This window comes from Nocardioides sp. Soil805 (assembly GCF_001429625.1).
Taxonomy (GTDB): Bacteria; Actinomycetota; Actinomycetes; order Propionibacteriales; family Nocardioidaceae; genus Nocardioides.
Window position 1 is genome coordinate 393,612 of record NZ_LMSU01000003.1, and the last position, 23,704, is coordinate 417,315.

The 23,704-nt window shown below is 72.3% G+C and carries 18 protein-coding genes; 8 read left to right on the plus strand and 10 right to left on the minus strand.

Going from position 1 to position 23,704, the window contains the following annotated elements:
* The first annotated feature begins 95 nt into the window (after positions 1 to 95).
* On the plus strand, positions 96 to 1,931 hold the full coding sequence (locus tag ASG94_RS16785; protein WP_056927609.1) for an NAD(P)/FAD-dependent oxidoreductase: 1,836 nt from the start codon (positions 96 to 98) through the stop codon (positions 1,929 to 1,931).
* A gap of 16 nt (positions 1,932 to 1,947) precedes the next feature.
* On the opposite strand, the gene ASG94_RS16790 is transcribed toward ASG94_RS16785, so the two are convergent.
* The 3 genes from ASG94_RS16790 to ASG94_RS16800 are packed head-to-tail and all read right to left on the minus strand — an operon-like array spanning position 1,948 to position 6,963.
* Positions 1,948 to 3,711: an MFS transporter gene (locus ASG94_RS16790; RefSeq protein ID WP_056927610.1), complete on the minus strand. Its 1,764-nt coding sequence runs from the start codon at positions 3,709 to 3,711 to the stop codon at positions 1,948 to 1,950.
* Positions 3,708 to 4,451 (minus strand): LppX_LprAFG lipoprotein, encoded by a 744-nt coding sequence (locus ASG94_RS16795; protein ID WP_056927611.1) that lies wholly within the window; start codon positions 4,449 to 4,451, stop codon positions 3,708 to 3,710. The genes ASG94_RS16790 and ASG94_RS16795 overlap by 4 nt, the downstream gene beginning before the upstream one ends.
* 4 nt (positions 4,452 to 4,455) lie before the next feature.
* Complete coding sequence (locus ASG94_RS16800; protein ID WP_056927612.1) at positions 4,456 to 6,963, minus strand: DNA gyrase/topoisomerase IV subunit A; 2,508 nt, start codon at positions 6,961 to 6,963, stop codon at positions 4,456 to 4,458.
* Positions 6,964 to 7,051: 88 nt separating this feature from the next.
* Between ASG94_RS16800 and ASG94_RS16805 the strand changes: the two genes are divergently transcribed.
* The 4 genes from ASG94_RS16805 to ASG94_RS16820 all read left to right on the plus strand — a co-directional run bounded on the left by ASG94_RS16805 (position 7,052) and on the right by ASG94_RS16820 (position 12,541).
* Positions 7,052 to 9,757 carry a bifunctional acetate--CoA ligase family protein/GNAT family N-acetyltransferase gene (locus ASG94_RS16805; protein ID WP_056927613.1) on the plus strand — a complete coding sequence of 902 codons (2,706 nt, stop codon included), beginning with the start codon at positions 7,052 to 7,054 and terminating at the stop codon, positions 9,755 to 9,757.
* A gap of 26 nt (positions 9,758 to 9,783) precedes the next feature.
* Positions 9,784 to 10,359 carry a DUF5998 family protein gene (locus tag ASG94_RS16810; RefSeq protein ID WP_056927614.1) on the plus strand — a complete coding sequence of 192 codons (576 nt, stop codon included), beginning with the start codon at positions 9,784 to 9,786 and terminating at the stop codon, positions 10,357 to 10,359.
* A complete protein-coding gene (locus ASG94_RS16815) occupies positions 10,356 to 11,504 on the plus strand; it encodes an alkaline phosphatase family protein (protein WP_056927615.1) in 1,149 nt (382 codons plus the stop codon). Before ASG94_RS16810 ends, ASG94_RS16815 begins: the two co-directional genes overlap by 4 nt.
* Positions 11,505 to 11,596: 92 nt before the next feature.
* Entirely contained in the window at positions 11,597 to 12,541 is a 945-nt protein-coding gene (locus ASG94_RS16820) for a class I SAM-dependent methyltransferase (RefSeq protein ID WP_056927616.1), read from the plus strand.
* Here ASG94_RS16820 and ASG94_RS16825 read toward each other — a convergent pair.
* Positions 12,538 to 13,191 (minus strand): thymidine kinase, encoded by a 654-nt coding sequence (locus ASG94_RS16825; RefSeq protein ID WP_056927617.1) that lies wholly within the window; start codon positions 13,189 to 13,191, stop codon positions 12,538 to 12,540. The two genes, ASG94_RS16820 and ASG94_RS16825, sit on opposite strands and share 4 nt — an antisense overlap.
* A 54-nt stretch (positions 13,192 to 13,245) precedes the next feature.
* Between ASG94_RS16825 and ASG94_RS16830 the strand changes: the two genes are divergently transcribed.
* Positions 13,246 to 14,070: a sulfurtransferase gene (locus tag ASG94_RS16830; protein WP_156411646.1), complete on the plus strand. Its 825-nt coding sequence runs from the start codon at positions 13,246 to 13,248 to the stop codon at positions 14,068 to 14,070.
* 203 nt (positions 14,071 to 14,273) lie between these two features.
* Positions 14,274 to 15,641 carry a carboxypeptidase-like regulatory domain-containing protein gene (locus ASG94_RS16835; RefSeq protein WP_056927619.1) on the plus strand — a complete coding sequence of 456 codons (1,368 nt, stop codon included), beginning with the start codon at positions 14,274 to 14,276 and terminating at the stop codon, positions 15,639 to 15,641.
* 53 nt (positions 15,642 to 15,694) lie between these two features.
* On the opposite strand, the gene ASG94_RS16840 is transcribed toward ASG94_RS16835, so the two are convergent.
* The 3 genes from ASG94_RS16840 to sepH are packed head-to-tail and all read right to left on the minus strand — an operon-like array spanning position 15,695 to position 19,622.
* The gene (locus ASG94_RS16840) at positions 15,695 to 16,537 is read right to left on the minus strand and encodes an MOSC domain-containing protein (RefSeq protein ID WP_056927620.1); all 843 of its coding nucleotides are present in this window, start codon (positions 16,535 to 16,537) and stop codon (positions 15,695 to 15,697) included.
* 9 nt (positions 16,538 to 16,546) lie between these two features.
* Positions 16,547 to 18,556, minus strand: coding sequence for an SDR family oxidoreductase (locus ASG94_RS16845; RefSeq protein ID WP_056927621.1), 2,010 nt, complete (start codon positions 18,554 to 18,556; stop codon positions 16,547 to 16,549).
* Positions 18,557 to 18,575: 19 nt separating this feature from the next.
* Positions 18,576 to 19,622, minus strand: a complete 1,047-nt coding sequence (sepH, locus tag ASG94_RS16850; RefSeq protein ID WP_056927622.1) for a septation protein SepH — start codon at positions 19,620 to 19,622, stop codon at positions 18,576 to 18,578.
* A 131-nt stretch (positions 19,623 to 19,753) separates the two neighbouring features.
* Between sepH and ASG94_RS16855 the strand changes: the two genes are divergently transcribed.
* Positions 19,754 to 20,389, plus strand: a complete 636-nt coding sequence (locus ASG94_RS16855) for a trimeric intracellular cation channel family protein (RefSeq protein WP_056927623.1) — start codon at positions 19,754 to 19,756, stop codon at positions 20,387 to 20,389.
* Between the two features lies 1 nt (position 20,390).
* Here ASG94_RS16855 and ASG94_RS16860 read toward each other — a convergent pair whose 3' ends face one another.
* The 3 genes from ASG94_RS16860 to ASG94_RS16870 all read right to left on the minus strand — a co-directional run bounded on the left by ASG94_RS16860 (position 20,391) and on the right by ASG94_RS16870 (position 23,316).
* Positions 20,391 to 21,704, minus strand: a complete 1,314-nt coding sequence (locus ASG94_RS16860) for a D-arabinono-1,4-lactone oxidase (protein WP_056927624.1) — start codon at positions 21,702 to 21,704, stop codon at positions 20,391 to 20,393.
* A gap of 156 nt (positions 21,705 to 21,860) precedes the next feature.
* Positions 21,861 to 22,748 (minus strand): HNH endonuclease, encoded by an 888-nt coding sequence (locus tag ASG94_RS16865; protein ID WP_162260829.1) that lies wholly within the window; start codon positions 22,746 to 22,748, stop codon positions 21,861 to 21,863.
* Positions 22,729 to 23,316, minus strand: a complete 588-nt coding sequence (locus ASG94_RS16870; protein ID WP_056927626.1) for a hypothetical protein — start codon at positions 23,314 to 23,316, stop codon at positions 22,729 to 22,731. The genes ASG94_RS16865 and ASG94_RS16870 overlap by 20 nt, the downstream gene beginning before the upstream one ends.
* Positions 23,317 to 23,704: the final 388 nt, after the last annotated feature.

The following is a 23,704-nucleotide window of genomic DNA, read 5'->3' on the forward strand; positions in this document are numbered from 1 at the left end:
CTCCTGACCGGTGCCACGTGCGGTTGCAACCCCCTGCAACCCTGCCGCCGATCCTACGACCGGGTGTGTCGTGGGTCACGTCGGAAGGAGACACCGTGACCCAGACCCTCGACGCACCCGAGACCACCGAGACGCCCGACCCGAGCGCCGTGGCCACCGCCTGGCTGGACGCCCTGGAGGCGGCGATGGCCGCCCGGGACGTGCCGGCTGCCGCCCGGCTGTTCGCCACCGAGTCCTACTGGAGGGACCTGGTGTCCTTCAGCTGGAACCTCACCACCGTGGAGGGACGCGACGGGGTCACCGACCTCCTGGACGCGACGCTGGCGACGACGGACCCGTCGGGCTTCGCGCTGGACGAGCCCGCCGACGAGGCGGACGGCGTGGTGACGGCGTGGTTCCTCTTCGAGACGGCCGTGGGTCGCGGAAGGGGGCTGCTGCGCCTGGTCGAGGAGGACGGGGAGCGCCGCGCGTTCACCTTCCTCACCACGCTCTACGAGCTCAAGGGGCACGAGGAGCCGCGCAACGAGCACCGGCCGCGCGGGGCGGAGCACGGTGCGGACAAGAAGCGCCAGACGTGGCTGGAGCGCAGGCAGGAGGAGGCGGAGAGCCTCGGCAGCACCACCCAGCCCTACGTCCTGGTGATCGGCGGCGGGCAGGGCGGCATCGCCCTCGGCGCCCGGCTGCGCCAGCTCGGCGTACCGAGCCTGGTCATCGACAAGCACCCCCGACCGGGCGACCAGTGGCGCAACCGCTACAAGTCCCTGTGCCTGCACGACCCGGTCTGGTACGACCACCTGCCCTACCTGAAGTTCCCGGACAACTGGCCGGTCTTCGCCCCCAAGGACAAGATCGGCGACTGGCTCGAGTCGTACACCACGATCATGGAGGTGCCGTACTGGTCGAGCACGATCGCGACGGGTGCGTCGTGGTCCGAGGAGACGGGGGAGTGGATCGTCGAGGTCGAGCGGGAGGGCCGGCCGCTGACCCTGCGCCCGACCCAGCTCGTCTTCGCGACCGGGATGTCCGGCAAGCCCAACATCCCCGACGTCCCCGGCACGGACGTCTTCGCCGGGGACCTGCACCACTCGTCGGCCCACCCCGGCCCGGACGCCTACGCCGGCAAGAGGGTCGTGGTGATCGGCAGCAACAACTCCGCCTTCGACATCTGCGGCGCGCTGTGGGAGAACGACGTCGACGTCACGATGGTGCAGCGCAGCTCGACCCACATCGTCAAGAGCGACAGCCTGATGGAGTACGGCCTGGGCGACCTGTACTCGGAGCGTGCCGTGAAGGCAGGGGTGACGACCGAGAAGGCCGACCTGATCTTCGCGTCGCTGCCCTACCGGATCATGCACCGCTTCCAGATCCCCGCCTACGAGGCGATGGCGGAGAAGGACAAGGACTTCTACGAGCGGCTCGAGGCCGCGGGCTTCGAGCACGACTGGGGTGACGACGGCTCGGGGCTGTTCATGAAGTACCTGCGTCGCGGCTCGGGCTACTACATCGACGTCGGCGCCGCCGAGCTGGTGGCCAACGGCGACGTCAGGCTCGTCCACGGCCAGGTCGACCACCTGACCGCGGACGCGGTGGTGCTCGCCGACGGCACCGAGCTGCCCGCCGACGTCGTCGTGATGGCGACCGGCTACGGCTCCATGAACGGCTGGGTGACCGACCTCATCGACCAGGAGACCGCGGACCGCCTCGGCAAGGTCTGGGGACTGGGGTCGGAGACGACCAAGGACCCGGGGCCGTGGGAGGGCGAGCAGCGCAACATGTGGAAGCCGACCCAGGTCGACAACCTGTGGATGCACGGCGGCAACCTGCACCAGTCGCGGCACTACTCCCTCTACCTGGCCCTGCAGCTCAAGGCGCGCTACGAGGGCATCGACACCCCGGTCCACGGGCTGCAGGAGGTGCACCACACCGGCTGACCCCCCCCGGGCCGGGTCAGTGCGCCGTCAACGCGTCGCGGTCACTGGCCCGGTCGGTGCGCGCCCCCGCGAACAGGACCAGCGCCAGGATCCCCGCCACGACCGCGCAGCCCGCGGCCCCCCAGAAGACCGCGTGCTCCTGGGCGATGCCGGCCAGCTTGAGCAGCCGGCTGAACTCCGGGCAGCGGCTCGACCCGCCGCAGACCTCACGGACGGGGGGTACGTCGGCCTGCTCGGCGTAGTAGCGACGCAGGCCGATGACCGTCAGCGCGGAGATGCCGACCAGCATCCCCACCATCCGGGCGACGACGACGAAGGCGCTCGCGACGCCGTGGACCTCGTCGTCGGTGTGGGCGAGCAGGGCGGCGTTGACCGGGGCGAGCGCGAGGCCGAAGCCGAGCCCCCCGACCACGAGGGCGACGTTGGCCGACCAGCCCGACAGCGAGGTGAGGTCCCAGCGGGTCATCAGCACGAACCCGGCCGCGGCCAGCGCCATGCCCGCCGCCGTCACCACGCCGGGGGAGACCCGGCGGATGAGGTAGCCGCCCACCACCGCCCCCACCGGAAGGGCGACCAGGAAGCGCACCAGCACCAGGGCCGCCAGCAGCTGGGAGTCGGGGTAGACGGTCGTGCGGGCGAACAGCGGGATGTCGATGAGCGCGGCGATGAGGGCGGCGCCGATGAAGAAGCTCACCAGCAGGGCACCCCACGCGGGCGTGCGCCGCAGGGCACCGCGGGGGACCAGGGGAGCCTCGGCGCGCCGGAGGTGGACCACCAGGAGCGCCGCGGAGACCGCCGAGCCGAGCAGGAACCACAGCCCCTGGTCGGAGAACACCTGGACCTTGGGGTCGGCCGTGGCGAAGGCGAGGATGACGCCGGCCAGCGCCAGCGCCAGGAGCAGGGCGCCGGTGAGGTCGGCCTCGCGCAGGGCCGCGACCCAGCGGCGTACGTCGAAGAGCGGGGCACGCGCGAGCGTGCACCACACGAGCAGGGCGAGGCCCGCCCCCATCGCCACCACGCCGACCGGGGTCAGCCAGCGACCGTCGGCCGTGAAGGGGATGAACGCCTGGCCCCACGTGAGGTCGCGCAGCAGCGGGGGCGGGCGCAGCATCACGAGGGCACCGGCCAGCAGGGTCAGTGTGAGCAGGGCCAGGCCGACCACGTCCACCCGCCGTCGCGTCGCGTCACGGGCGGGCGCGACGCGGCGGATGGCCACCGCCAGGACCAGACCGACCGCGAGGTTGATCGCGAAGATCGCCCGCCAGTCGGTGAACGCGAGCACCACGGCACCGAAGAGGGGCCCGACCACGGAGCCGACCTCCTGCACGGCCGAGACGACGCCGAGGGGCACGCCGCGTCGCTGCGGAGGGTAGAGGTCGGCGACCAGGGCGAGCGTGGCGGGCACGAGGCCTCCGCCGCCGACCCCCTGGAGGAAGCGCCCGACGACCATCGAGGGCATGTCGTAGGCCAGCGCGGTCACGAGCGAGCCGAAGGCGAAGAGCACGAGGGAGAAGACCAATACCGGGACCCGTCCCTGCAGGTCGGCCATCCGCCCGATGAGCGGGAGCATCGCGACGTAGCCCAGCAGGAAGCCGGAGATGATCGGCGCGGCCCGCTGGAGCTGGTCGATGGGCACGCCCACCGAGGTCATCATGTCGGGGAGCGCGAGCACGACCACGTAGGTGTCGGCGGCGGCGAACGCCACCGCCACGGCCGCCAGGCTGAGCAGGAGGTGCGCGGAGCCGGTCCCGGACGCGTCCGGTCCGGCCGCCCGGCTCATGGCGCGACGATGTCGCGGGTCGTGCCGTAGTCGGCGAGGTCGACGGTGTAGGTCATCTCGGCGCTGTCCTTGTAGAAGACGCCGGTGAGCACCGCCTGGCGCAGCTCGCCGTCCTCGCTGACGAGGTACTCCGCCTCGAAGCTGTCGCCCGAGGAGCTCGGGATGACCTTCTTCATCGCCGCGCCCGGCACGGTCCCGGTGTAGGTGGTGAGCACCTCGGTGTTGTCCGTGCCGCCCCGCACGGTCTCGCCCTCCTCGACGCCCTCGGTGACGGCGAGCAGCGAGCCGAAGCCCGTCTCCTCGCTGACCAGGGCGGCCGGGTCGGGGGCGCCGTAGTCGCCGGGGTCGATGTCCTGGTAGCCGGTCGTGAAGGGGAGCTGCGCGTAGACCACCTTGTCGACCGCGACCACCGGCACGTCGACGCTCTGCCCGGCGTAGATGACCGTGATGGTGCCCTCGAAGGCGGGCGCGCTGGTCGCGACGCCCTCGGCGCGGGTGATGCCCGAGACGCCCTGCGGGAGGTCCTCGGTCGACAGGGTGAGGTCGACCCCGCTGGTGCCGGCGAGGGTGTCGGCCGCCGCGGCGAGCACCTCCTCGGGCGTCTGCTCGTCGGCCGCCTGGCTCTCGTCCCCGCCGGAGCAGCCGGCCAGCAGGACGACGCCCGCGAGCGCGCCCGCGAGTGCCCCGGCGAGGGGTCGGAGCGGCGTACGACGTCGGCTGCTGGCCGAGGGTGAGGTCATGGCTTCAGCCTTCCACACCCTCGGTGGACGCCCCGGGCTCCTCGCCCGGGACGGCGCCGGCGACCGCGGCCGCGACCGGACCGGCCACGGCGGCGATGGGCTGGGCGGCCGGGATGCCGGAGCCGTCGCGGCGCCCGGTGGCCTCCGGGAGGTCCACCGGGGCCCCGCTGGCGGCGGCCGCCCGGGCGGGGGCGGCACCGGCCCAGGCGGTCAGCAGGGTGTCCTCGCCCTTGAGGAACCGGTGGCAGCGGACACCGCCGGTGGCGCGCCCCTTGGCGGGGTACTCCGAGAACGGGGTCACCTTGACGGCGCCGGCCTCGGTCCCGGGCAGGGCGGTCGATGCGCCGCTGGCCGTCACCACGACTGCCTCGGTCGGGTCGAGCGCCCCGAAGAACGTGACCCGCTCGCCGGAGGTGAGCCGGACGCCGGCGATGCCGCCGCCGGAGCGGCCCTGGGGTCGCACCGCGTCGGCGGTGAAGTGCAGCAGCTGGGCGTCGGTGGTGATGAAGCAGAGCGTCTCCGCGCCGGTCGCGAGCTCGACCGCACCGACGACCTCGTCGCCGTCCTTGAGCGAGATGACGTCCCACTCGTCGCGGTTGAGCACCTCGGGGTTGACCCGCTTGACCGTCCCGTCCCGCGTGCCGAGCGCCAGGCCCGGGCCCTCGGCGGCCAGCGAGGTGAGGGCGAGCGCCCGCTCACCCTTGTCGAGCACGACCAGCTCGCTCAGAGCGAGCGTCCCCTTCAGGTTGGGGTCGTTGCTGGTGGACGGCAGCTCCGCGTTGCTGAGGTCCACAACGGAAAGCCTGACCAGCCGACCGCGGTTGGTGAGTACGCCGATCTCGCCGCGCTTGGTCGTGCGTACCACCGAAACGGTGACGTCGTGATTCGTCCTTGCCCCACCACCGCCCGGCATCTCGACGTCCTTGGTGCGAGCCAACAGTCCGGTGGAGGACAGCAGTACGAAGCAGGGGTCGTCTGCGAGCTCCACGGACGCTGCCGCGGCGATGGCCGGAGCCGCACCGAGCAGGACGGTACGGCGCGGGGTGCCGTAGGTCTTGGCGACCTCGGCCAGCTCGTCGGAGACGACCTTGCGGAGCATCTTCTCGTCGGCCAGGATCGCGTCGAGCTGCTCGATGGTGCGCAGCAGCTCGTCGCGCTCCTTGTCGAGCTCGAGCTTGCTGAACTTCGTGAGCCGGCGCAGCGGCATGTCGAGGATGTAGTCGGCCTGGATCTCCGAGAGCTCGAAGATGTCGATGAGGCGCTCCTTGGCCGCCGCGGCGTTGTCGGAGGACCGGATCACCTGGATGACCTCGTCGATGTCGAGGATCGCCAGCAGGAGGCCGTCGACGAGGTGGAGGCGGTCGGCGGCCTTAGTGCGGCGGAACGCCGAGCGGCGGCGTACGACGTCGAAGCGGTGGCCGAGGAAGACCTCCAGCAGCTCCTTGAGCCCCAGCGTGCGCGGCTGGCCGTCGACGAGCGCGACGGTGTTGATGCCGAAGGAGTCCTCCATCGGGGTCAGCTTGTAGAGCTGCTCGAGCAGGGCCTCGGGGACGAAGCCGTTCTTGACCTCGATGACCAGTCGCAGTCCGTGGCTGCGGTCGGTGAGGTCCTTGATGTCGGAGATGCCCTGCAGCTTCTTGGACAGCACGAGCGCCTTGATCCGCTCGATGACCCGCTCGGTGCCGACGCCGTAGGGCAGCTCGGTGACGACGATGCCCTTCTTGCGGGGCGTCACGGCCTCGACCCGGGCGGTGGCGCGCATCTTGAACACGCCGCGACCCGTCTCGTAGGCGTCGCGGATCCCGTCGAGGCCGACGATCTTGCCGCCGGTGGGCAGGTCGGGGCCCGGGATGAAGCGCATCAGGTCGTCCAGCGACGCCTTCGGGGAGGTGATCATGTGGCGCAGCGCCTGCACGACCTCGACGAGGTTGTGGGGGGCGATGTTGGTGGCCATCCCGACCGCGATGCCGGTGGTGCCGTTGACGATGAGGTTGGGGATCGCCGACGGCAGGACGACCGGCTCGGTCTCGCGGGAGTCGTAGTTGGGCTTGAAGTCGACGGTGTCCTCGTCGATGGAGGCGGTCATCGCGGCGGCCGCGGGCGCCATCCGGCACTCGGTGTAGCGCATCGCGGCGGGGGAGTCGTCGGGCGAGCCGAAGTTGCCGTGCCCGTCGATCATCGGCAGCCGCATCGACCACGGCTGGGCCATCCGGACCAGGGCGTCGTAGATCGCGCCGTCGCCGTGCGGGTGCAGCTTGCCCATCACCTCGCCGACGACGCGAGCGCTCTTGACGTGGCCGCGGTCGGGGCGCACACCCATCTCGTCCATCGTGTAGAGGATGCGCCGCTGGACGGGCTTGAGGCCGTCGCGGGCGTCCGGGAGCGCGCGGGAGTAGATGACCGAGTAGGCGTACTCCAGGAAGGAGGACTGCATCTCGTCACCGATGTTGGTGTCGAGGATGTGCTCCTCGAAGTCGTCGGGCGGGGGTGGTGTCGTGGTACGCCGTGCCATGACGCCATTGTCCCCGTACGGCGTCCCCGGGCCACGCGGGGCGCGCCGCGTGGAGGTCTCGGGCTGGCGGGACCGGTAGATTTCAGGTGTGACCGAGACGCAGGCCCAGCAGGCCACCCCTCCGCCGCGTCACTGGGAGGCCGACGTCCTGCTGCGTGACGGGCGGACAGCGCACATCCGCCCGATCCAGCCGGGCGACGCCGAGCTGCTGGTGGAGTTCTACGCCCGGGTCTCCGACGAGTCGAAGTACTACCGCTTCTTCTCCCCGATGCCCCAGCTGTCCGATCGGGACGTCAAGCGCTTCACCGAGGTCGACTACGTCACCCGGGTCGCCTTCATCCTCACCGTCGCCGGCGAGATGATCGCGGTCGGGCGCTACGACACGATCGAGGCGGGCAAGGCCGAGGTGGCCTTCCTCGTCGAGGACCGGCACCAGGGCCGCGGGATCGGCCAGCTCCTGCTCGAGCACCTCGCCCAGGCCGGCCGCGAGCGCGGCATCGACCGCTTCGTCGCCGAGGTCCTGCCCGACAACCAGGCGATGATCCACACGTTCAAGGACGCCGGCTACCAGGTCAAGAGCGCCTACGACGAGGGCGTCATGGAGCTCGAGTTCCGCATCGACCCCACCGACACGGCGCTCGGGGTGATGGAGCAGCGCGAGCACCGCGCCGAGTCCGCCTCCATCGAGAGCTTCTTCCGGCCCAGGTCGGTGGCGGTCATCGGGGCCAGCCGGCGCCAGGACACCATCGGTCGCGCGCTGGTGCGCAACCTCGTCCTCGGGGACTTCACCGGGCGCGTCCACGTCGTCAACCCGAGCGCCGACTCGGTGGCCGGGATGCCGGCGTACAAGACGGTCGGGGAGATCCCCGGCCAGGTCGACGTGGCGATCGTGGCCGTGCCGGCCGAGGCGGTGCAGGACGTCGTCCTGGACTGCGCCGCCAAGGGCGTGCACGGTCTGGTCGTCATCTCGTCGGGCTTCGCCGAGACCGGCGAGGAGGGCCGCCACCGCCAGCGCCGCCTGGTCGGGCTGTCCCGCTCCTACGGCCTGCGGCTCATCGGCCCCAACGCGCTGGGCATCATCAACACCGACCCCGACGTCTCGCTCAACGCCTCGCTGTCGACGCTCATGCCGCCACGGGGTCGCGCCGGCTTCTTCTGCCAGTCCGGCGCCCTCGGCTCGGCCATCCTGGAGAAGGTCAACAACCGGGGCCTGGGCCTGTCGACCTTCGTCAGCGCCGGCAACCGCGCCGACGTCTCGGGCAACGACCTCCTGCAGTACTGGGAGGAGGACGACGCGACCGAGGTCGTCCTGCTCTACCTCGAGTCGATCGGCAACCCGCGGAAGTTCTCCCGCATCGCCCGCCGGGTGAGCCGTCGCAAGCCGATCATCGCCGTCCGCTCCGGACGCAGCACCCAGGGCGTCCCGATGGGCCACGCCGTGCGCAAGATCGCGGCTCCCTCCCAGGCCGTCGACGCGATGTTCCGCCAGGCCGGCGTCATCCAGGTCGACACCCTGGAGGAGATGTTCGACGTCGCCCAGCTGCTCGCGCACCAGCCGCTGCCCCGCGGTCGCCGGGTGGCCGTCGTCGGCAACTCCGACGCGCTCGGCCTGCTCGCCGCCGACGCGGCCACCAGCGTGGGCCTCGTGGTCAACAAGCAGGTCGCGCTCGGGGCCGACGCCGGCGCCGAGGACTTCGAGGACGCCCTCGACGCCGCCATCGACGACCCCGAGGTCGACGCCGTGGCCGCGATCTACATCCCGCCCCTCAACATCTCGGGCGAGGACGTGGCCAACGTGCTCGCCGCCGTGGGCGAGCAGTCCGACAAGCCGATCGTCTCCACCTTCCTCGGCGCCGAGGGCGTGCCGGAGCTGCTGCGTGTCCCGGACGTCGCGGGCTCCAGCGCGGGTCGCGGCTCCGTCCCGTCGTACCCCGCCGTCGAGGCCGCGGTGCGGGCGCTGGCACGCGTCGTCGAGTACGCCGTGTGGCTGCGCACCCCGGACCGCGCCCACTCCGACGAGGCACTGGTCGACCGCGCGGCCGCCCGCCGGTTCGTCAACGAGCTGCTGATGCACCACCCCGACGGCAAGGACCTGTCCTTCGGCGAGCTGCGCGACCTGCTCGCCTGCTACGGCATCGACCTGTGGGACACCCGCTCCGTGGCCACCCTGGAGGAGGCGCTCGCGGCCGGGGAGGACCTCGGCTTCGACGTGGTCCTCAAGGCGACCGCCGACCACCTGCGGCACCGCCCCGACCTCGCGCACGTGTGGCGCAACATCGACAACGCCGCGGAGATGCGCGACGCCTGGGAGACCCTGAGCCGGGTCATCGACTCCCCGGAGCGGGCCGGCTTCGTGGTCCAGAAGAACGCGCCCCCCGGAGTCCCGGTGGGGATCTCCTCGATGGAGGACCCGCTCTTCGGCCCGGTGCTGTCCTTCGGCATCGGTGGCCCGCTCACCGAGCTGCTGGGGGACCGGTCGTTCCGCATCCCGCCGCTCGCCGAGCACGACGCCCAGGACATGGTGCGCGAGATCAAGGCGTCGCCGATCCTGTTCGGCTACCGCGGATCGGAGATCGTCGACGTCGTCGAGATCGAGCGGCTCGTACGCCGCGTGGCCCAGGTCCAGAACGACCTGCCCGAGGTCCGCGCCCTCGAGCTGCCCCTCGTGCTGGCCGGCGCCTCGGGAGCCTCGGTGCTCGGCGGCTCGGCACGGATCGAGCCGGTGCTCGACCCGCGCTCCGACTGGTTCGTGCGCCGGCTGTCCACACCGCCGGGCGACACCATGCCCGACTGAGGGACCCGCGTGACAGGATGCGTCGCATGCGCACCACCAGGCGAGACGCGGGAGCGCTCCGCGTCGCCATCGACCACACCGGCTACTACCCCGAGGTCGTGACCGACGGGGTCTTCGCGGCCGTCGCCGGCGAGGACGTGCTGTCGTTCTACGTGCACCACGAGCCGACCTTCGACCGCGACGAGGTGCGCCGCCACCTCACCGTCGTGGTGCTGACGCCGTCGCGGCTGATCCTGGCCCACACCGACGAGCACCCCGGCGACGACCTGCTGCCCGACCCCTACACGTCGACCTCGACCGAGGCGATCGCCCTCGTGTCGGTGCGGTCAGTCGTGGTGACCCGGATGATCAGCAACCCGACGTCGGGGCCCACGCCGCCGGCGGAGGCGGTGCTGACGATCGGGTGGGGCGGTGTCGGCCGGGTCGACCTCGAGCCCGCCTCCTGCTCCGACCCCGAGTGCGACGCCGACCACGGCTACACGGGTGTCATCGCCGGTGACGACTTCTCGCTGCGCGTCTCCGCGGTGGCCGAGGGCACCGACGCCGTCACCGGCCTGCTCGAGTTCGCCGAGGCACTCTCCTCGCGCACCCGCGGCGCGTGACGTCCGTCGGGGCGTCCGCGGAGGCCTTCACCGAGCCGGCGTACGGCGACCGCTCGCTGGGTGACGTCGTCCCCGCCGTGGCGCGCGCGCTGGGGGTCGGTCCGGACGTCGTCGGACCGGCGCCGACCGGGCTGCTGCTCCCCGACGCGGGCTCGTGGGTGGTCTTCCTCGTCGACGGGCTGGGCGCCGAGCTGCTGCGCCGCCACGCCCACGCCGCGCCGTACCTCTCCTCGCTCGTCGGCGGCCATGCCGCCGGCACGGCGGGAGTCCCCTCGACGACCGCCACCAGCCTCACGTCGCTGGGGACCGGCCTGACGCCCGGCACGCACGGGCTGGTGGGCTTCACCGCGCGCGTGCCGGGGACGGACCGGCTGCTCAACCACCTCTGGTGGGACAAGCGCGTCGACCCTCTCGAGTGGCAGCCGCACCCGACGGCGTTCGCCCGGCTCGCCGGAGCCGGCGTGCGGGTGACGGTGGTCAACAAGCGTGAGTTCGAGGGATCCGGCCTCACCGTCGCCGCACACCGTGGAGCGGCGTACGTCGGGGCGGACCGGGTCGGCGAGCGGATCGCCGGCGTGGTGGCCGCGGCCGCCACGTCGCCCTCCCTCACCTACGTCTACGACTCCGACCTCGACTGGACCGGCCACAAGTTCGGGGTCGCATCGACCCAGTGGCTGCAGCAGCTGGCGATGGTCGACGCCGAGGCCGAGCAGCTGCGCGAGGCGCTGCCCGCCTCCACCCGGCTGCTCGTCGTCGCCGACCACGGGATGGTCGACAGCGCACCCGGCGCCCGCGTGGACGTCGACGAGCGCACCGAGCTCCGCGACGGCGTGGCCCTGATGGGTGGTGAGGCCCGCTTCCGGCACCTCTACTGCTCGCAGCGCGCGGTGCCCTCGGTCGTCGCCACCTGGCGCGAGGTGCTGGGGGACCGGGCCACGGTGCTCACCCGTGACGAGGCCGTGGAGCGCGGCTGGTTCGGGGCCTCCGCCCCCCACGTGATGTCGCGGATCGGTGACGTGCTGGTGGCGTGCCGCGGCGACCTGGCGATCGTGTCGAGCCGGGACTTCGGCTACGAGATGTCCCTCGTGGGGCTGCACGGCTCGCTCACCGCCGACGAGATGCTGATCCCGATCCTCGTCGGCTGACGCCACGCCACGCCACGCCCGGACCGGACCGCGCAGCGGCGACGGAGCGGACTACGCTCGCCACCGGCACCGCAGACCGACCAGGGGGAGCCGTGGACGACGACGCCGCACGCGTGCGAGCACGCTTGGAGCACTACCGCCGGGAGGGACTGCCCGCGGTCCGCGGGTGGTTCGAGCCCGAGTCGGCCGAGGTCATGGCGAAGCTGTTGGCCCGGCAGGTCGCGGACGGCGTCCGGGGTGGTGTCGCCGAGATCGGGGTGCACCACGGGCGTTCCTTCCTGCTGCTGGCCAACGGCCTGGCGCCGGGGGAGCTCGGCGTCGCGCTCGACGTCTTCGAGCGCCAGGACCTCAACCAGGACGGCTCCGGCCGGGGGGACCGCCGCGTCTTCGAGGACCACCTGCGCCGGTGGGCACCGGACGCGGACGTCACGGTGGTGTCGCGCTCGAGCCTGGAGGTGTCCACGGCGGACGCCTTCGACGTCTTCGGCCGCACGCGGATGTTCTCCGTCGACGGCGGCCACACCGCGGAGATCACCCGCCACGACCTCGAGCTGGCCGAGGCGTGCCTGGTCGAGGGAGGCGTCGTCGTGCTCGACGACGTGCTCAACGGGCACTGGCTGGGCGTCTTCACCGGGATGGCGGCCTACCTGCTGGACCGTCCCGGACTGGTGCCCTTCGCGCTGTCGCCCAACAAGCTCTACCTGGCCGGCTCCCGCGACGACGCCGCGTCGTACGCCGCGTTCCTGCGCGAGGTCGTCCCGGACCTGATGTCCAAGCCGGACGTGGAGTTCTTCGGGACCACCATCGACGTCTACGAGCGGCGTGCGCCGACGGCCGCAGCGACCCCGTCGGGTCCGCCCGCCGGCCCACCCGGCGGGCCCGGGCCTCCCCTGCGGCGCGAGCGGGCCGCGCGGAAGGCGGCCGAGCACCGCGTGGCGGCGCTCGAGCAGCGGCTCGCCGAGGTCGAGGGCTCGCGCTCGTGGCGGCTGACCCGACCGGTGCGCTGGGCGTCGGCCCGCGCGCGTCGCCGGGGCTAGCCGAAGGGCAACGGCTCGGGGGCCAGGCTGACCGCCTTGGCGCGGGCGGCGGTGAGCCGGCGGCGGTGGTGCTGGCGGCACAGGACCTCGTAGGCGACCTCGGCCGGCGGCTCGTCCACCGTCTCGACGTCGCCCACCACCACGACCTCGCCCTCGACCACCATCACGCCGTTCTCGGTGCGCGCGTTGTGGGTGGCGCGCTTGCCGCACCAGCACAGCGCCTCGACCTGGAGGACGTTCATCCGGTCCGCGAGCTCCACGAGGCGCGCGGAGCCGGGGAACAGCGACGAGCGGAAGTCGGTGAGGATGCCGAAGGCGAACACGTCGATCTGCAGCTCGTCGACGACCTTGGCCAGCTGGTCGATCTGGGCGGTCGTGTAGAACTGCGCCTCGTCGCAGATGAGGTAGTCGATGCGCCCGCCCGCGGTGAGGGTGCTGACGACGTACTGCCAGAAGTCGAAGTCGATCGGCACCTCGAGCGCGTCGTGGGTCAGTCCCAGCCTGCTGGACAGCACTGCCTCCCCGGCGCGGTCGTGGGAGGTGAAGATCCTGCCCACCCGCCCACGCGCGGCGTGGTTGTGGTTGGTCTGGAGCGCCAGGGTCGACTTGCCGGAGTCCATGGTGCCGGTGAAGAAGTGCAGTTCAGCCACGAGGAGCGATCTTGTCACAGCCGCGGCGGACCGCAGGAGTGCAGGATGGGTGTCATGGCCGACACTCCGCTGATCTCGGCCGACGAGCTCCGCCACGGGCTCGCCGGCGTGACCGTCCTCGACGTCCGCTACCGGATGGGCGGGCCGCCTGGTCTCGACGAGTACCTCGCCGGTCACGTCCCCTCGGCGGCGTACGTCGATCTCGAGGTCGAGCTCTCCGACCCACCGGCCGACCCGGTCGACGAGCGCGGCCGGCACCCGCTGCCGAGCAGCGAGCGCTTCATCGACGCGATGCAACGGGCCGGGGTCGACCTGGACGCGTCGGTGGTCGTGTACGACGACTGGCAGGGCCGCGCCGCCGCACGCGCGTGGTGGCTGCTGCGCCACCACGGGCACCGCGACGTCCGGGTCCTCGACGGCGGCTGGGCCGCGTGGCTGGCCGCCGGGGGAGAGTCGGAGGCCGGGCGGCACGAGCCGCGGCGTGGGACGTTCCACGGGAGCCCGGGCGCGATGCCGGTGGTGGCCGCGGACGACGTGCTCGACGTACCGGTGCTCGTCGACGCCCGCGCCCCGGAGCGCTACCGCGGCGAGGTGGAGCCGGTGGACCCGGTCGCCGGACGCATCCCGGGTGCCGTCAGCGTCGACACCGGCCGCAACCTCGACAACCACGGCCGCTTCCGGGCCGCAGGGGAGCTGCGCGCGCTCTACGCCGGGGTGGGTGTGACCGCCGGCACGGACGTGGCGGCGTACTGCGGGTCGGGGGTGACGGCGACCCACGACATCCTGGCCCTGGAGGTTTGCGGGATCCCGGCCGCGCTCTACGCGGCGAGCTGGAGCGGGTGGGTCGCGGACCCGCAGCGGCCGGTCGAGCGCGGCTGAAGGTCCGTCCACGCCCACACGGAGACCCGCCGTGTCCGGCGAAGACCGTGAAGCCCCGCCCCAGGGGTGGGCGCTGGACTAGACCGTTCGGACTGGTCTGGACAAGCTTCTCCGAAGTCGCCACGCCGAGCCCGCCGGCGCTCCTAGGTTCCCCGCTGTGACCCGCCGACTCGCGGCCCGGGCATCCTTCTTCGGAGCACTTCATGACTTCTCGACTGCGCCGGCCTGCCGGCGCGCTGATCGCCACTGCCCTGGTCGGCGGCATCCTCGCCATTGCACCGCTGGCCCAGGCCGCCGTGGGCTCCGGCACCATCGCCGGCACCGTGACCGCGCCGGGCGGACCGGACCTCTCCGACGTCATCGACGTGGCCGCCCTGCAGGAGGTCCCCAACGGAGACGACGACTCGTACTGGGAGACCGTCGCCTTCGGCGAGATGGACGGCGCCGGCCACTACTCGATCACCGGGCTGCCCGCCGGCACCTACCGGGTCGAGTTCGGCGACCGGCTGAACCCGAACCCGTGGGCCGCGGAGTTCTACGACGACCAGCCCACGGCCTACACGGCCGACGACATCGTCGTGCCGGACGGTGGGACCGTCTCGGGCATCGACGCCGTGCTGGCGCCCGAGTCGACGATCAGCGGGAAGGTCACGGGAGCCGAGGGCCAGGCCCTGTCGGGTGCCGGCGTGTACGTCTACGAGTACGCGGGCGGGCGGTGGGGCTACGTCGACGAGACCACCACCGCCGCCGACGGCACCTATCTCCTGCGTGCCCTGCCCCGGGGCACCTACCGGGTGTCCTTCGGCTACGAGACGCCCGAGGGCGGCTACCTCGGCGAGGCGTTCAACAACGTCCACTTCCTCGACCAGGGCGACGACATCGTCATCTCCGAGGACGGCTCGGACACGACGCACGTCGACGCCCAGCTCGTCCCGGGCGAGTTCGACCCGGTCCCGTTCACGCTCGACGGCGCCCCCTTCATCAGCGGGACCCAGCAGGTCGGCAACACGCTGACGGTCACGACCGGCTCCTGGACGCCCGCGCCGCAGCGCACCGAGGTCTACTGGTTCCGCGGTGACACCTACACCGAGGTCAGCGGGACGTCCTACCAGCTGACCGCGGCCGACGCCGGTCAGGTCATGACCGTCCTCGTCCAGGTCTACGGCTCGGAGGACGAGTACGACTACGCCAACGCGACCACGGGCGCGATCGCGCCGGCGGGTGCTCCCGCCCCGGCCCCGGCTCCCGCTCCCGCCCCCGCGCCCGCTCCGGCACCGGTGCCTGCGCCGGCTCCCGCGCCGTCCATCTCGTTCCCGTCGTCGATCGACGTCAAGGGCGCCCTCACGGTCGGCTCGACCCTGAAGCTGAAGAACTACAAGGCCCTCGTCGCGCGCTCGACGGTGTCCTACAAGATCCAGTGGTTCGCAGGCAGCAAGAAGATCAAGAAGGCGACCAGGCCCCAGCTCAAGGTCACCCGCGCCCTCAAGGGCACGAAGATCTCGGTGAAGATCACGGCCACGGCGGGCTCCACCACCAAGACCGTCAAGGTCAAGGTCGGCAGGATCCGCTGACCGCGGCCCAGCAGTGACCCGGGACGGGGGTGGCCGGTGGCCACCCCCGTCCGTCACGTCCGGACGGTGACCGGGTCGCCCACGGCGATGGTCCCGGTCGTCTCCGGGATCAGGCTGATGGCGAAGAGCGTCTTGTGGTCGACGAGCCGGTGCCGCGCGAGGGTGCGGATCGGCTCCTTGCCGGTGGCCAGCGAGTCGAGGTCGAGGGTCGTCATCACGCACCGGTCGGTCGGCTTGGCCACGCGGAAGCGCACGTCCCCCACGCTGACGCCCGTCCAGCGGTCCTCGGCGAACGCCTCGTCCCCGTCGATGACGAGGTTGGGCCGGAAGCGCTCCATCGGCAGCGGGTCGGCCGGTTCCTCGCCCCGCGCGAGTGCCTCCTCGGTGATCCAGTCGTTCAACCGCCGCAGCGACGCCTCGCTGGCCAGCGTGACCGGATAGCCGTCGGCGTACGCCGTGTGGTCACCGGGGCGGGAGAACGCCGGGTTGAGTCGGCGGCGGGCCGGCTCGTCGCACCAGACCAGCCGCACGTCGTCGCGGCCCAGCGCCTCGCGGACCCACGCGTCGGCCACGTCCCCGGCCGGGACGCCCTGCAGCTCCTGGGAGAACAGCCTCACCCTGACGAGGTCGCCCTCGGGCAGGTCCAGCGCCAGGTCGGGCAGCAGCCCCGGTGCCCTGAGTCGCAGTGCCCGGTCGAGCCGGGGATCGGTGCGCGGGGTGTCCGCGGTGAGGGAGAACAGCCCGTGCTGCTCGCGCGCCGTGACGATCACCCCGCCGTCGTCCACCACGACCCAGGAGCGGTCGTCGACGAGCCCGCGCGGCAGCACCTCTGCGTGGGGCACCGGACGGATCGCGGTGCTCTTGACGGGATGGACGGCCAGGCGGGTGATCTGCACAGCGGATGTCTACCAGTGGACGCCCTTGAACACCTTCGCCAGCATGATCTGCTCGGACTCCCGGCTGCCGGCTTCGGGGACCTCGCCCTTCGCCGCCGCAGAGTCCGGGAACACGTGGTAGGCCATGTTGAGCAGCCGGAAGGTCGCCTTCGGCGCCACCGTGTGCGCGACGGCCCCGACGTTGCCGAGCGCCGTGTTGATCTCGTGTGGTCGCTCCACCATCGCCCGGACGAGGACGTCGGCGGCCTGGGCGGGGCTGATGGTGGGGAACTTGTCGTAGAGCTTGGTGGGGGCGATCATCGGCGTCCGCACCAGCGGCATGTGGATGTTGGTGAAGGTGATCCCGTTGCCCACGACCTCGCTGGCCACCACGTTGGACCACGAGTCGAGCGCGGCCTTGGACGCGACGTACGCCGAGAACCGTGGCGGGTTGGTCTGCACGCCGATCGAGCTGACGTTGACGACGTGACCGGACTTCTGCCGCTGCATCACCGGCATCAGCCCCATCACGAGCCGCACGGCGCCGAAGTAGTTGAGCTGCATGGTGCGCTCGAAGTCGTGGAAGCGGTCGTGCGAGAGCCGCACCGACCGGCGGATCGACCGGCCGGCGTTGTTGACGACGAAGTCGATCGAGGGCAGGTCGGCGCCCAGCTGCTCGCAGAGCCGGTCGATGGCCTCGAGGTCGGAGAGGTCGCAGGTGTAGACGTGGGCCCGGCCGCCGCGCATCTCGATCATCGCCCGGGTCTCCTCGAGCTTGTCCTTGCCGCGGGCGACGAGCACGGGGATGCCGCCGGCCTGCGCGACCTTGAGGGCGGTGACCTGGCCGATGCCGGACGAGGCGCCCGTGATGACGACGTGCTTGTCCTGCAGCGCGGCCCGGGTCGCACGGTCGCGTCCCGTGGTCTGGTCGAGGTGGTCCTCCCAGTAGGTCCACAAGGTGCGGGCGTAGGACTCCAGGTCCGGCACCGCGATGCCGGAGCCTGCCAGCGCCTTCTCGGTACGCCGGGAGTCGAAGACCGCGGTGAAGCTGGTGTGGCCGAGCACCTCCGCCGGGATGCCCGCGCGCCCCAGCGTCTGGTCGAGCAGCAACCGTCCCGGGGCCGAGCGGACGGCGGCCCCGACCAGGGTCGAGGGGCGCAGGGCACGGGGGACCAGGCCGAGCAGCCCCGCCGAGGTGACGCGGCGGTCGATCGGGGTCGCGAACCGCGGAGCACCGGCGGCCGCACAGATGAGGTTGATGACGTCCACGACCGGCTGGGGCTCGGGGTTGACGAGGTGGAACGCCTCGCCGTCGCGGCCGGGGAGGTGCGCGAGGTGGTCCATCGCCGACGCGACGTAGTCGACGGGGACGACGTTGGTGTCGCCGAGGTCGACGCCCACCAGGGGCAGCCAGGCAGGCAGGGCGTCGCGCAGCAGCTTGAGCAGGGGGAAGAAGTAGTAGGGGCCGTCGATCTTGTCCATCGCCCCCGTCTGGGAGTGCCCGACCACGATGGCTGGCCGGTAGACCCGCCAGGGGACCGTGGCCTCCTCGCGCACGATCCGCTCGGACTCGTGCTTGGTGCGGTGGTACGGCGAGGGCAGGTGCTGGCCCTCGGCGAACATCGTCTCGTCGAAGACCCCGCGGAAGTCGCCGGCGGCCGCGACGCTGGAGACCTGGTGGAAGCAGCCCGCGTCGAGCGCCTCGGCCAGGGCGAGCGCGTGCCGGGTGCCGTCGACGTTCATCGCGTCGTTGGTCGCGTCGTCCGCGGTCATGTCGTAGATCGCGGCGAGGTGGAAGACGTGGTCGACCTGGCCGGCGTGCTCGCGCACCCACCCGGGGTCGACGCCCAGGTCCGGCTGGGAGAGGTCCCCGGTGACGGGCACCACGCGAGGACTGTCCCAGTGCCGCATGAGGGCTTCGATCCGCGCACGTGACCCCTCGCGGACCAGGACGAAGACATCGCCCTCGCGATGCTCGAGGAGCTCCTCGACGAGGTGGCGTCCGATGAACCCTGTGGCGCCGGTCACGAAGTACGACATGCCAGCGGAGACTACTCGGTCAGTCGGACTTGCCCCCGCCGAACATGATCTCGTCCCAGCTCGGCACCGAGGCGCGGCCGCGGCCCTTGCGGGCGGGGCGCCGGGCGGGGCGCTCCTCCTCGGCGGCGGGCTGCTCGGGCTGCTCGGGCTGCTCGGCGCTGCCGGCCGTGTCGACGTCCCCGGACGTGTCGGACCCCGCGGTGTCCGTCCCCTCCGCCGGGGCGGCGGGCGCGGCCGGGTCGAGGACGGGCTCGTCGAGGAACGCCTCCAGCGGCTGCTCGGCGCCGAGACCCGCGTCGGAGAGGTCCATCGTGGTCTCCGCGGCGGACGGGGCGTCGTCGTCGGCGACGAGCTCCATCGCGTCCTCGCCGAGGGGGAGCTCGTCGGCGGGCACCGAGGAGAGCCGGCGCTGGCGCGCCTGGCGCAGGTCGTCGCGGCTCGGCCCGGTGGTGGGGTCGGCCGTGGGTTCGGACGCGGCCGGGGCAGGCGTGGTGGGCTGCTCGCCGACCAGCCAGCGCGCGTGGTCGTCCTCGAGGGTCACGAAGTTGCCGCGGACGTCGAAGGCGAAGGTGGCCGTGCCGGTGCGCTTGGGGGCGGTGAACTCACCGATCAGGGTCCAGCGGCCGTCCTCGCGGCGCCAGGCGTCCCACTCCACCGCGGAGGGGTCGACGTTGACCGCGCGCAGCTGGGCGGCCACCGCCTCGCCGAGGGTGCGCGCCCCGGTCTCGCCGGAGCGGCGTCGTACGGACGAGAGCTGGGCGCGCTGCGCCACGTGCGCCCGCTCGGCCAGCACCGGCGCGGCGAACGGCATGATCTTCTCGAGCGTGGTCTGGGCAGCCTCGGCCACGGCCTCGGCGGACTCGCCGGCCCGGATGCGGGCCTGGATGTCGCGGGGGCGAAGGGCTGAGTCCATGGTGATCTCCAACTGGCCGAGGCGGGCGTGCTCGCCGCGGAGCGCGGCGCGAAGAGCGGTGTCGACGTCGAGGGTGTGCTCGTCGCCGTTGTCGCCCACCAGGAGCAGCCGCTTGCCGTCCTCGCTCAGTCCCGCGAGCGTGAGGTGGGCCATCGGTGCTGGACTCCTTGAAGCGGTGGGTTTGTCCGGTCCGCCCGAGCCTACGCCAGCAGGGCGCGCCGTACGGCCAGCCGGGCGGCGCGCCCACCGGATACCTCCCGTCGCGCTGTCGATAGCCTGCAGCCGTGCCCGTCAGCGACCCGCCCGACATCCTCGTGGCCGTCGACCTGGTGGGCATCTTCGTCTTCGCGATCTCCGGCGCCCTGGTGGCGGTGCGACGGGGCTTCGACCTCTTCGGCGCCCTCGTGATGGCCGGTACGACGGGGCTGGGCGGCGGGTTCCTGCGCGACGTCCTCATCGACGCGACGCCGCCCGCGGCGCTGGCGGACTGGCGCTACCTGGTTGTGCCGCTGCTGGCCGGCCTGCTCACCTTCGCCTTCCACCCCGCCGTGGGACGGCTCGAGCGGGTCGTCGACGTCTTCGACGCGTTCGGCCTGTCGCTGTTCTGCGTCACCGGGGCGCTCAAGGCCGTCGAGTTCGGCCTCGGCCCGGTCCCGGCGGCCCTGATGGGGATGGTCACCGGCATCGGCGGCGGGATGGTGCGGGACCTGCTCGCGAACCGGCCCCCGGTCGTCTTCAACGGCACCCTGTACGCCACGCCGGCCCTCGTCGGGGCGACCGTGGCCGTGCTCCTGGACCGGGTGTCGCTCTCGCTGGGCCTGGTCGTGCTCGCCGCGTCGGGCGTCTGCCTGGTGCTGCGGTTGCTGGCCATGGTCCTCGACTGGCGGGCCCCGCTGCCGCACGGGCCGGCCAACGTGTGAGTCAGCGGAGGACTCGCTCGAGGTGGTCGTTGGTGAGGACGCGGTCCGGGTCGAGCCGGTCCCGCAGCGCGGCGAACTCGTCCCACCGCGGGTAGACGGACGCCAGGTCGGAGGCGGCGAGCGTGTGCATCTTGCCCCAGTGGGGTCGCCCGCCGGCCGCGCGCAGCACCTGCTCGACGCCGGAGAAGTAGGCGCGGTGGTCGGCGCCGGCGTGCACGTGGAAGGCCAGGTAGAGCGAGTCGCGGGCCGAGGCCGTGGAGAGCGTGATGTCGTCGGCGGGCGCGGTCCTGATCTCCACCGGGAAGCTCACCCGCCACTCCGAGGCGTCGACCTCGCGGCGTACCTCCCGCAGGACGTCGAGGCCCACCTCGCGGGGGACGGCGTACTCCATCTCCTTGAAGCGGACCGTGCGCGGGGTCGTGAAGACGCGGTGGGCGACGTCGGAGTAGCGGCGTTCGGACAGGGCCACGGCGCTGAAGCGGTTGAGGCGCGGGATCACCCGCGGCGCCTGGTTCGCGGCGGCGGTGAGGGCTCCGAAGACGGTGTTGGAGAGCAGCTCGTCGTCCAGCCAGCCCCGCCAGCGAGGGAGCGGCTCGGCGTCTCCGAGGTCGGCGAGGCGGTCGTTGGTCTTGGTCATCATCCGGTCGGTGTGGGGGAACCAGTACATGTCCACGTGGTGGTGCGTCGCGACCATCTCGTCGTACGACGACAGCGCCTCGTCCCACGACATCGGCCGCTCGTGGGCCTCGAGGGCGAACAGGGGCTCGACCCGGAAGGTGATGGAGGTGAGCACGCCGAGGGCGCCGAGCCCCACCCTGCCGGCGGCGAACACGTCGGGGTTCTCCGTGCTGCTGGCCCGCAGCACCTCGCCGGTGCCCGTCACCATCTCGAAGCCCTCGATCTGGGCGGCCAGCGAGGCCACCACGCCGCCGGTCCCGTGCGTGCCGGTGGACGTCGCGCCCGCGACGGTCTGGGCGTCGATGTCGCCCATGTTGTGCAGCGACAGGCCCAGGCCGGCGAGACGGGCGTTGAGCTCGTGGAGGGGCGTGCCGGCGGCGACGGTCACGGTCATCGCCTCGCGGTCGACCGAGAAGACGCCGGTGAGCCCGTCGGGGCGCAGGTGGGTGTCCTCGGCCACGGCGATGCCGGTGAAGCTGTGGCCGCTGCCGACCATCTTGACCCGGCCACGACGCTCGCGGGCGGCGAGCACCTCGCGGACCACGGCGGCGCTGTCGGCGGGCGAGGTCACCCGGGTGGGGGCGGCCGACTCGGTGCGTGCCCAGTTGCGCCAGGTGGGCGTGGTCGCGGTGTTCATCGGTCCTCCAGGGGCGGGGCTGCTCGCACGCCGAACGCTAGACGGTGGTGGCCTGCGTGTCGCGTCGGCGGGCTGCGCCGATCTCCGCGGGGGTGGGCGCTGGACGCGCCGAGGCCCCCGCCGGGTGTTGCTCGGGCGGGGTGTGGGGCGTGGTGGTCAGGAGTCCGGCGGGTGCGAGGTCGGCTGGACGGAGCGGGCGTCGGCACCGGGGTCGGGCCGGGCGCGGCCAACCGGCCGGCTGCCGGTGTGGTCGCGCAGGTAGTTGTACCCGAGCGGGCTGGTCCAGGTGAAGACGCCGGGGTCGGTCATCTTGTAGCGCCACCGGCCGTGGGTCTTGAGCCGGTGGTGCCTACGGCACAGGGCAGCGAGGTTGTCGAGGCTGGTCGAGCCGCCGAGCTCGGGATGGTCGTGGTCGTAGGGGACGATGTGGTCGAGATCGCCGTGCCGGGCGTTGCGTCCGCACCACGGGAACACGCACGTCCCGTCGCGGACGATCACGTGCTCGCGGATCTTCTCGGTCGGCTCATATCCGCGGCACTCGAGCCGTTCACGCAGGTCGATGACCGGCTTGACGACCACGGTGACGTCGGGGCGTCCGCACCAGGCCCGGATCTGCTCCACCGACAACACCCGCTGGCCGCCCTGCTCGATCCGCCCGACCAGCTCCTGGCCGTTCGGCACGTCGTGGTGGGTGATCGCGTCGGCGGACAGGTGGGCGTGGAGCACGATCTGGGTGACGGGTGTCGAGACTCGCTGCGCTGGCGCCTCGCTCACCGGGGTGTCCTGGTCGAAGCCGATGGTGAGCTGGTGACGCGCGAGGTCACCCAGGGCGGTCGCACGGCGGCCGTCCGCAGTGTCGGTGGACCCGAGGCGGGCGAGGTGCTCGGCACCGGACTTCACTGCGGCAGCGAGGGCGAGGGCGTCGGGGATCTCCAGGCTGGCCTCGAGTCCCATGGTCCCGTCGTAGGAGGCCTGCTGGGTGTCGAAGGTGACGTGCCGCTTGTCCGCACTCTTCTCCAGGGCATCAGCCACCTGATCGGGCATGAACCGCGGTGTCGAAGGTGACGTGCCGCTTGTCCGCACTCTTCTCCAGGGCATCAGCCACCTGATCGGGCATGAACCGCACCTTCGCCTCGTCCACCACCCGCCCCAGCTGAGCGGGCGTCAGCCGCGACGCGCACCAGAAGACCTGCCCGTCGACGTACGTCGCCGCCTCGAGAGACAGGTCGATGGTCGTGTCGGCGACCAGCCGGGCCCGCCACCCCGCGACCAGCCCGGCTTGGACGGCACCCCACAGCTTCGGGAGGCGGTAGGCGAGCTCGACGCACTGCGACAGGAAGTGGCCGGCGGAGTCGTTGGTGCGACCCAGCATCGTCGCGAACTCCGGGACGCAGAACTCGTCGATCGCCGGCGAACCCTCACCCGCGAACGTCTTGGGCGAGGTGAAGCACGCCTCGGCGAACTCCGGGTCCGCCAGGTGCAGGTCGGCCCAGTGGACACCGAGGCGCATCATCTCCACGTCGGCCCGGTCGGCCGCCTTCTTCTGGTCACGCACCGCGCGCAGCAGCGCGGCCGGGGTCTCCGGCAGCGCGGGTGCGGCGGTCGTTGTCATGGCCCAAGCCAAGCAGGGACCACCGACAACGAACCCTCGGAAATGGCCCGATCGACCGGCATGTGGACACGACTTTCGAACAGTTCTCGTCGATCCCGAGAGCGGGGCAAGACGTGCGCCGGACGTCGTACTCACGTGCGCGGAAGGGGGAGGTCGGCGTACCGGAGTGCACGGAACTGCCCGGTCGGCGGGTCTCAGGTGCCAGGAAGTGCCCGGTCGGCGGGTCTCAGGTGACAGGAAGTGCCCGGTCGGGGCGATCCAGGTGACAGGAAGTGCCCGGTCGGCGGGTCTCAGGTGACAGGAAGTGCCCGGTCGGCGCCTCCCACGCGCACGAAAGTGCCCGGTCGGCGGGTCTCAGGTGACAGGAAGTGCCCGGTCGGCGCCTCCC

What these genes read in the sequence shown, in the direction of transcription:
- ASG94_RS16800 (WP_056927612.1), bottom strand. Translation starts at nt 6,963, where the DNA reads ATGGCACGGCGTACCACGACACCACCCCCGCCCGACGACTTCGAGGAG.
- ASG94_RS16865 (WP_162260829.1), bottom strand. Translation starts at nt 22,748, where the DNA reads ATGCCCGATCAGGTGGCTGATGCCCTGGAGAAGAGTGCGGACAAGCGG.
- ASG94_RS16870 (WP_056927626.1), bottom strand. Translation starts at nt 23,316, where the DNA reads ATGACAACGACCGCCGCACCCGCGCTGCCGGAGACCCCGGCCGCGCTG.
- sepH (WP_056927622.1), bottom strand. Translation starts at nt 19,622, where the DNA reads ATGGCCCACCTCACGCTCGCGGGACTGAGCGAGGACGGCAAGCGGCTG.
- ASG94_RS16790 (WP_056927610.1), bottom strand. Translation starts at nt 3,711, where the DNA reads ATGAGCCGGGCGGCCGGACCGGACGCGTCCGGGACCGGCTCCGCGCAC.
- ASG94_RS16845 (WP_056927621.1), bottom strand. Translation starts at nt 18,556, where the DNA reads ATGTCGTACTTCGTGACCGGCGCCACAGGGTTCATCGGACGCCACCTC.
- ASG94_RS16830 (WP_156411646.1), top strand. Translation starts at nt 13,246, where the DNA reads ATGGCCGACACTCCGCTGATCTCGGCCGACGAGCTCCGCCACGGGCTC.
- ASG94_RS16810 (WP_056927614.1), top strand. Translation starts at nt 9,784, where the DNA reads ATGCGCACCACCAGGCGAGACGCGGGAGCGCTCCGCGTCGCCATCGAC.
- ASG94_RS16860 (WP_056927624.1), bottom strand. Translation starts at nt 21,704, where the DNA reads ATGAACACCGCGACCACGCCCACCTGGCGCAACTGGGCACGCACCGAG.
- ASG94_RS16795 (WP_056927611.1), bottom strand. Translation starts at nt 4,451, where the DNA reads ATGACCTCACCCTCGGCCAGCAGCCGACGTCGTACGCCGCTCCGACCC.
- ASG94_RS16835 (WP_056927619.1), top strand. Translation starts at nt 14,274, where the DNA reads ATGACTTCTCGACTGCGCCGGCCTGCCGGCGCGCTGATCGCCACTGCC.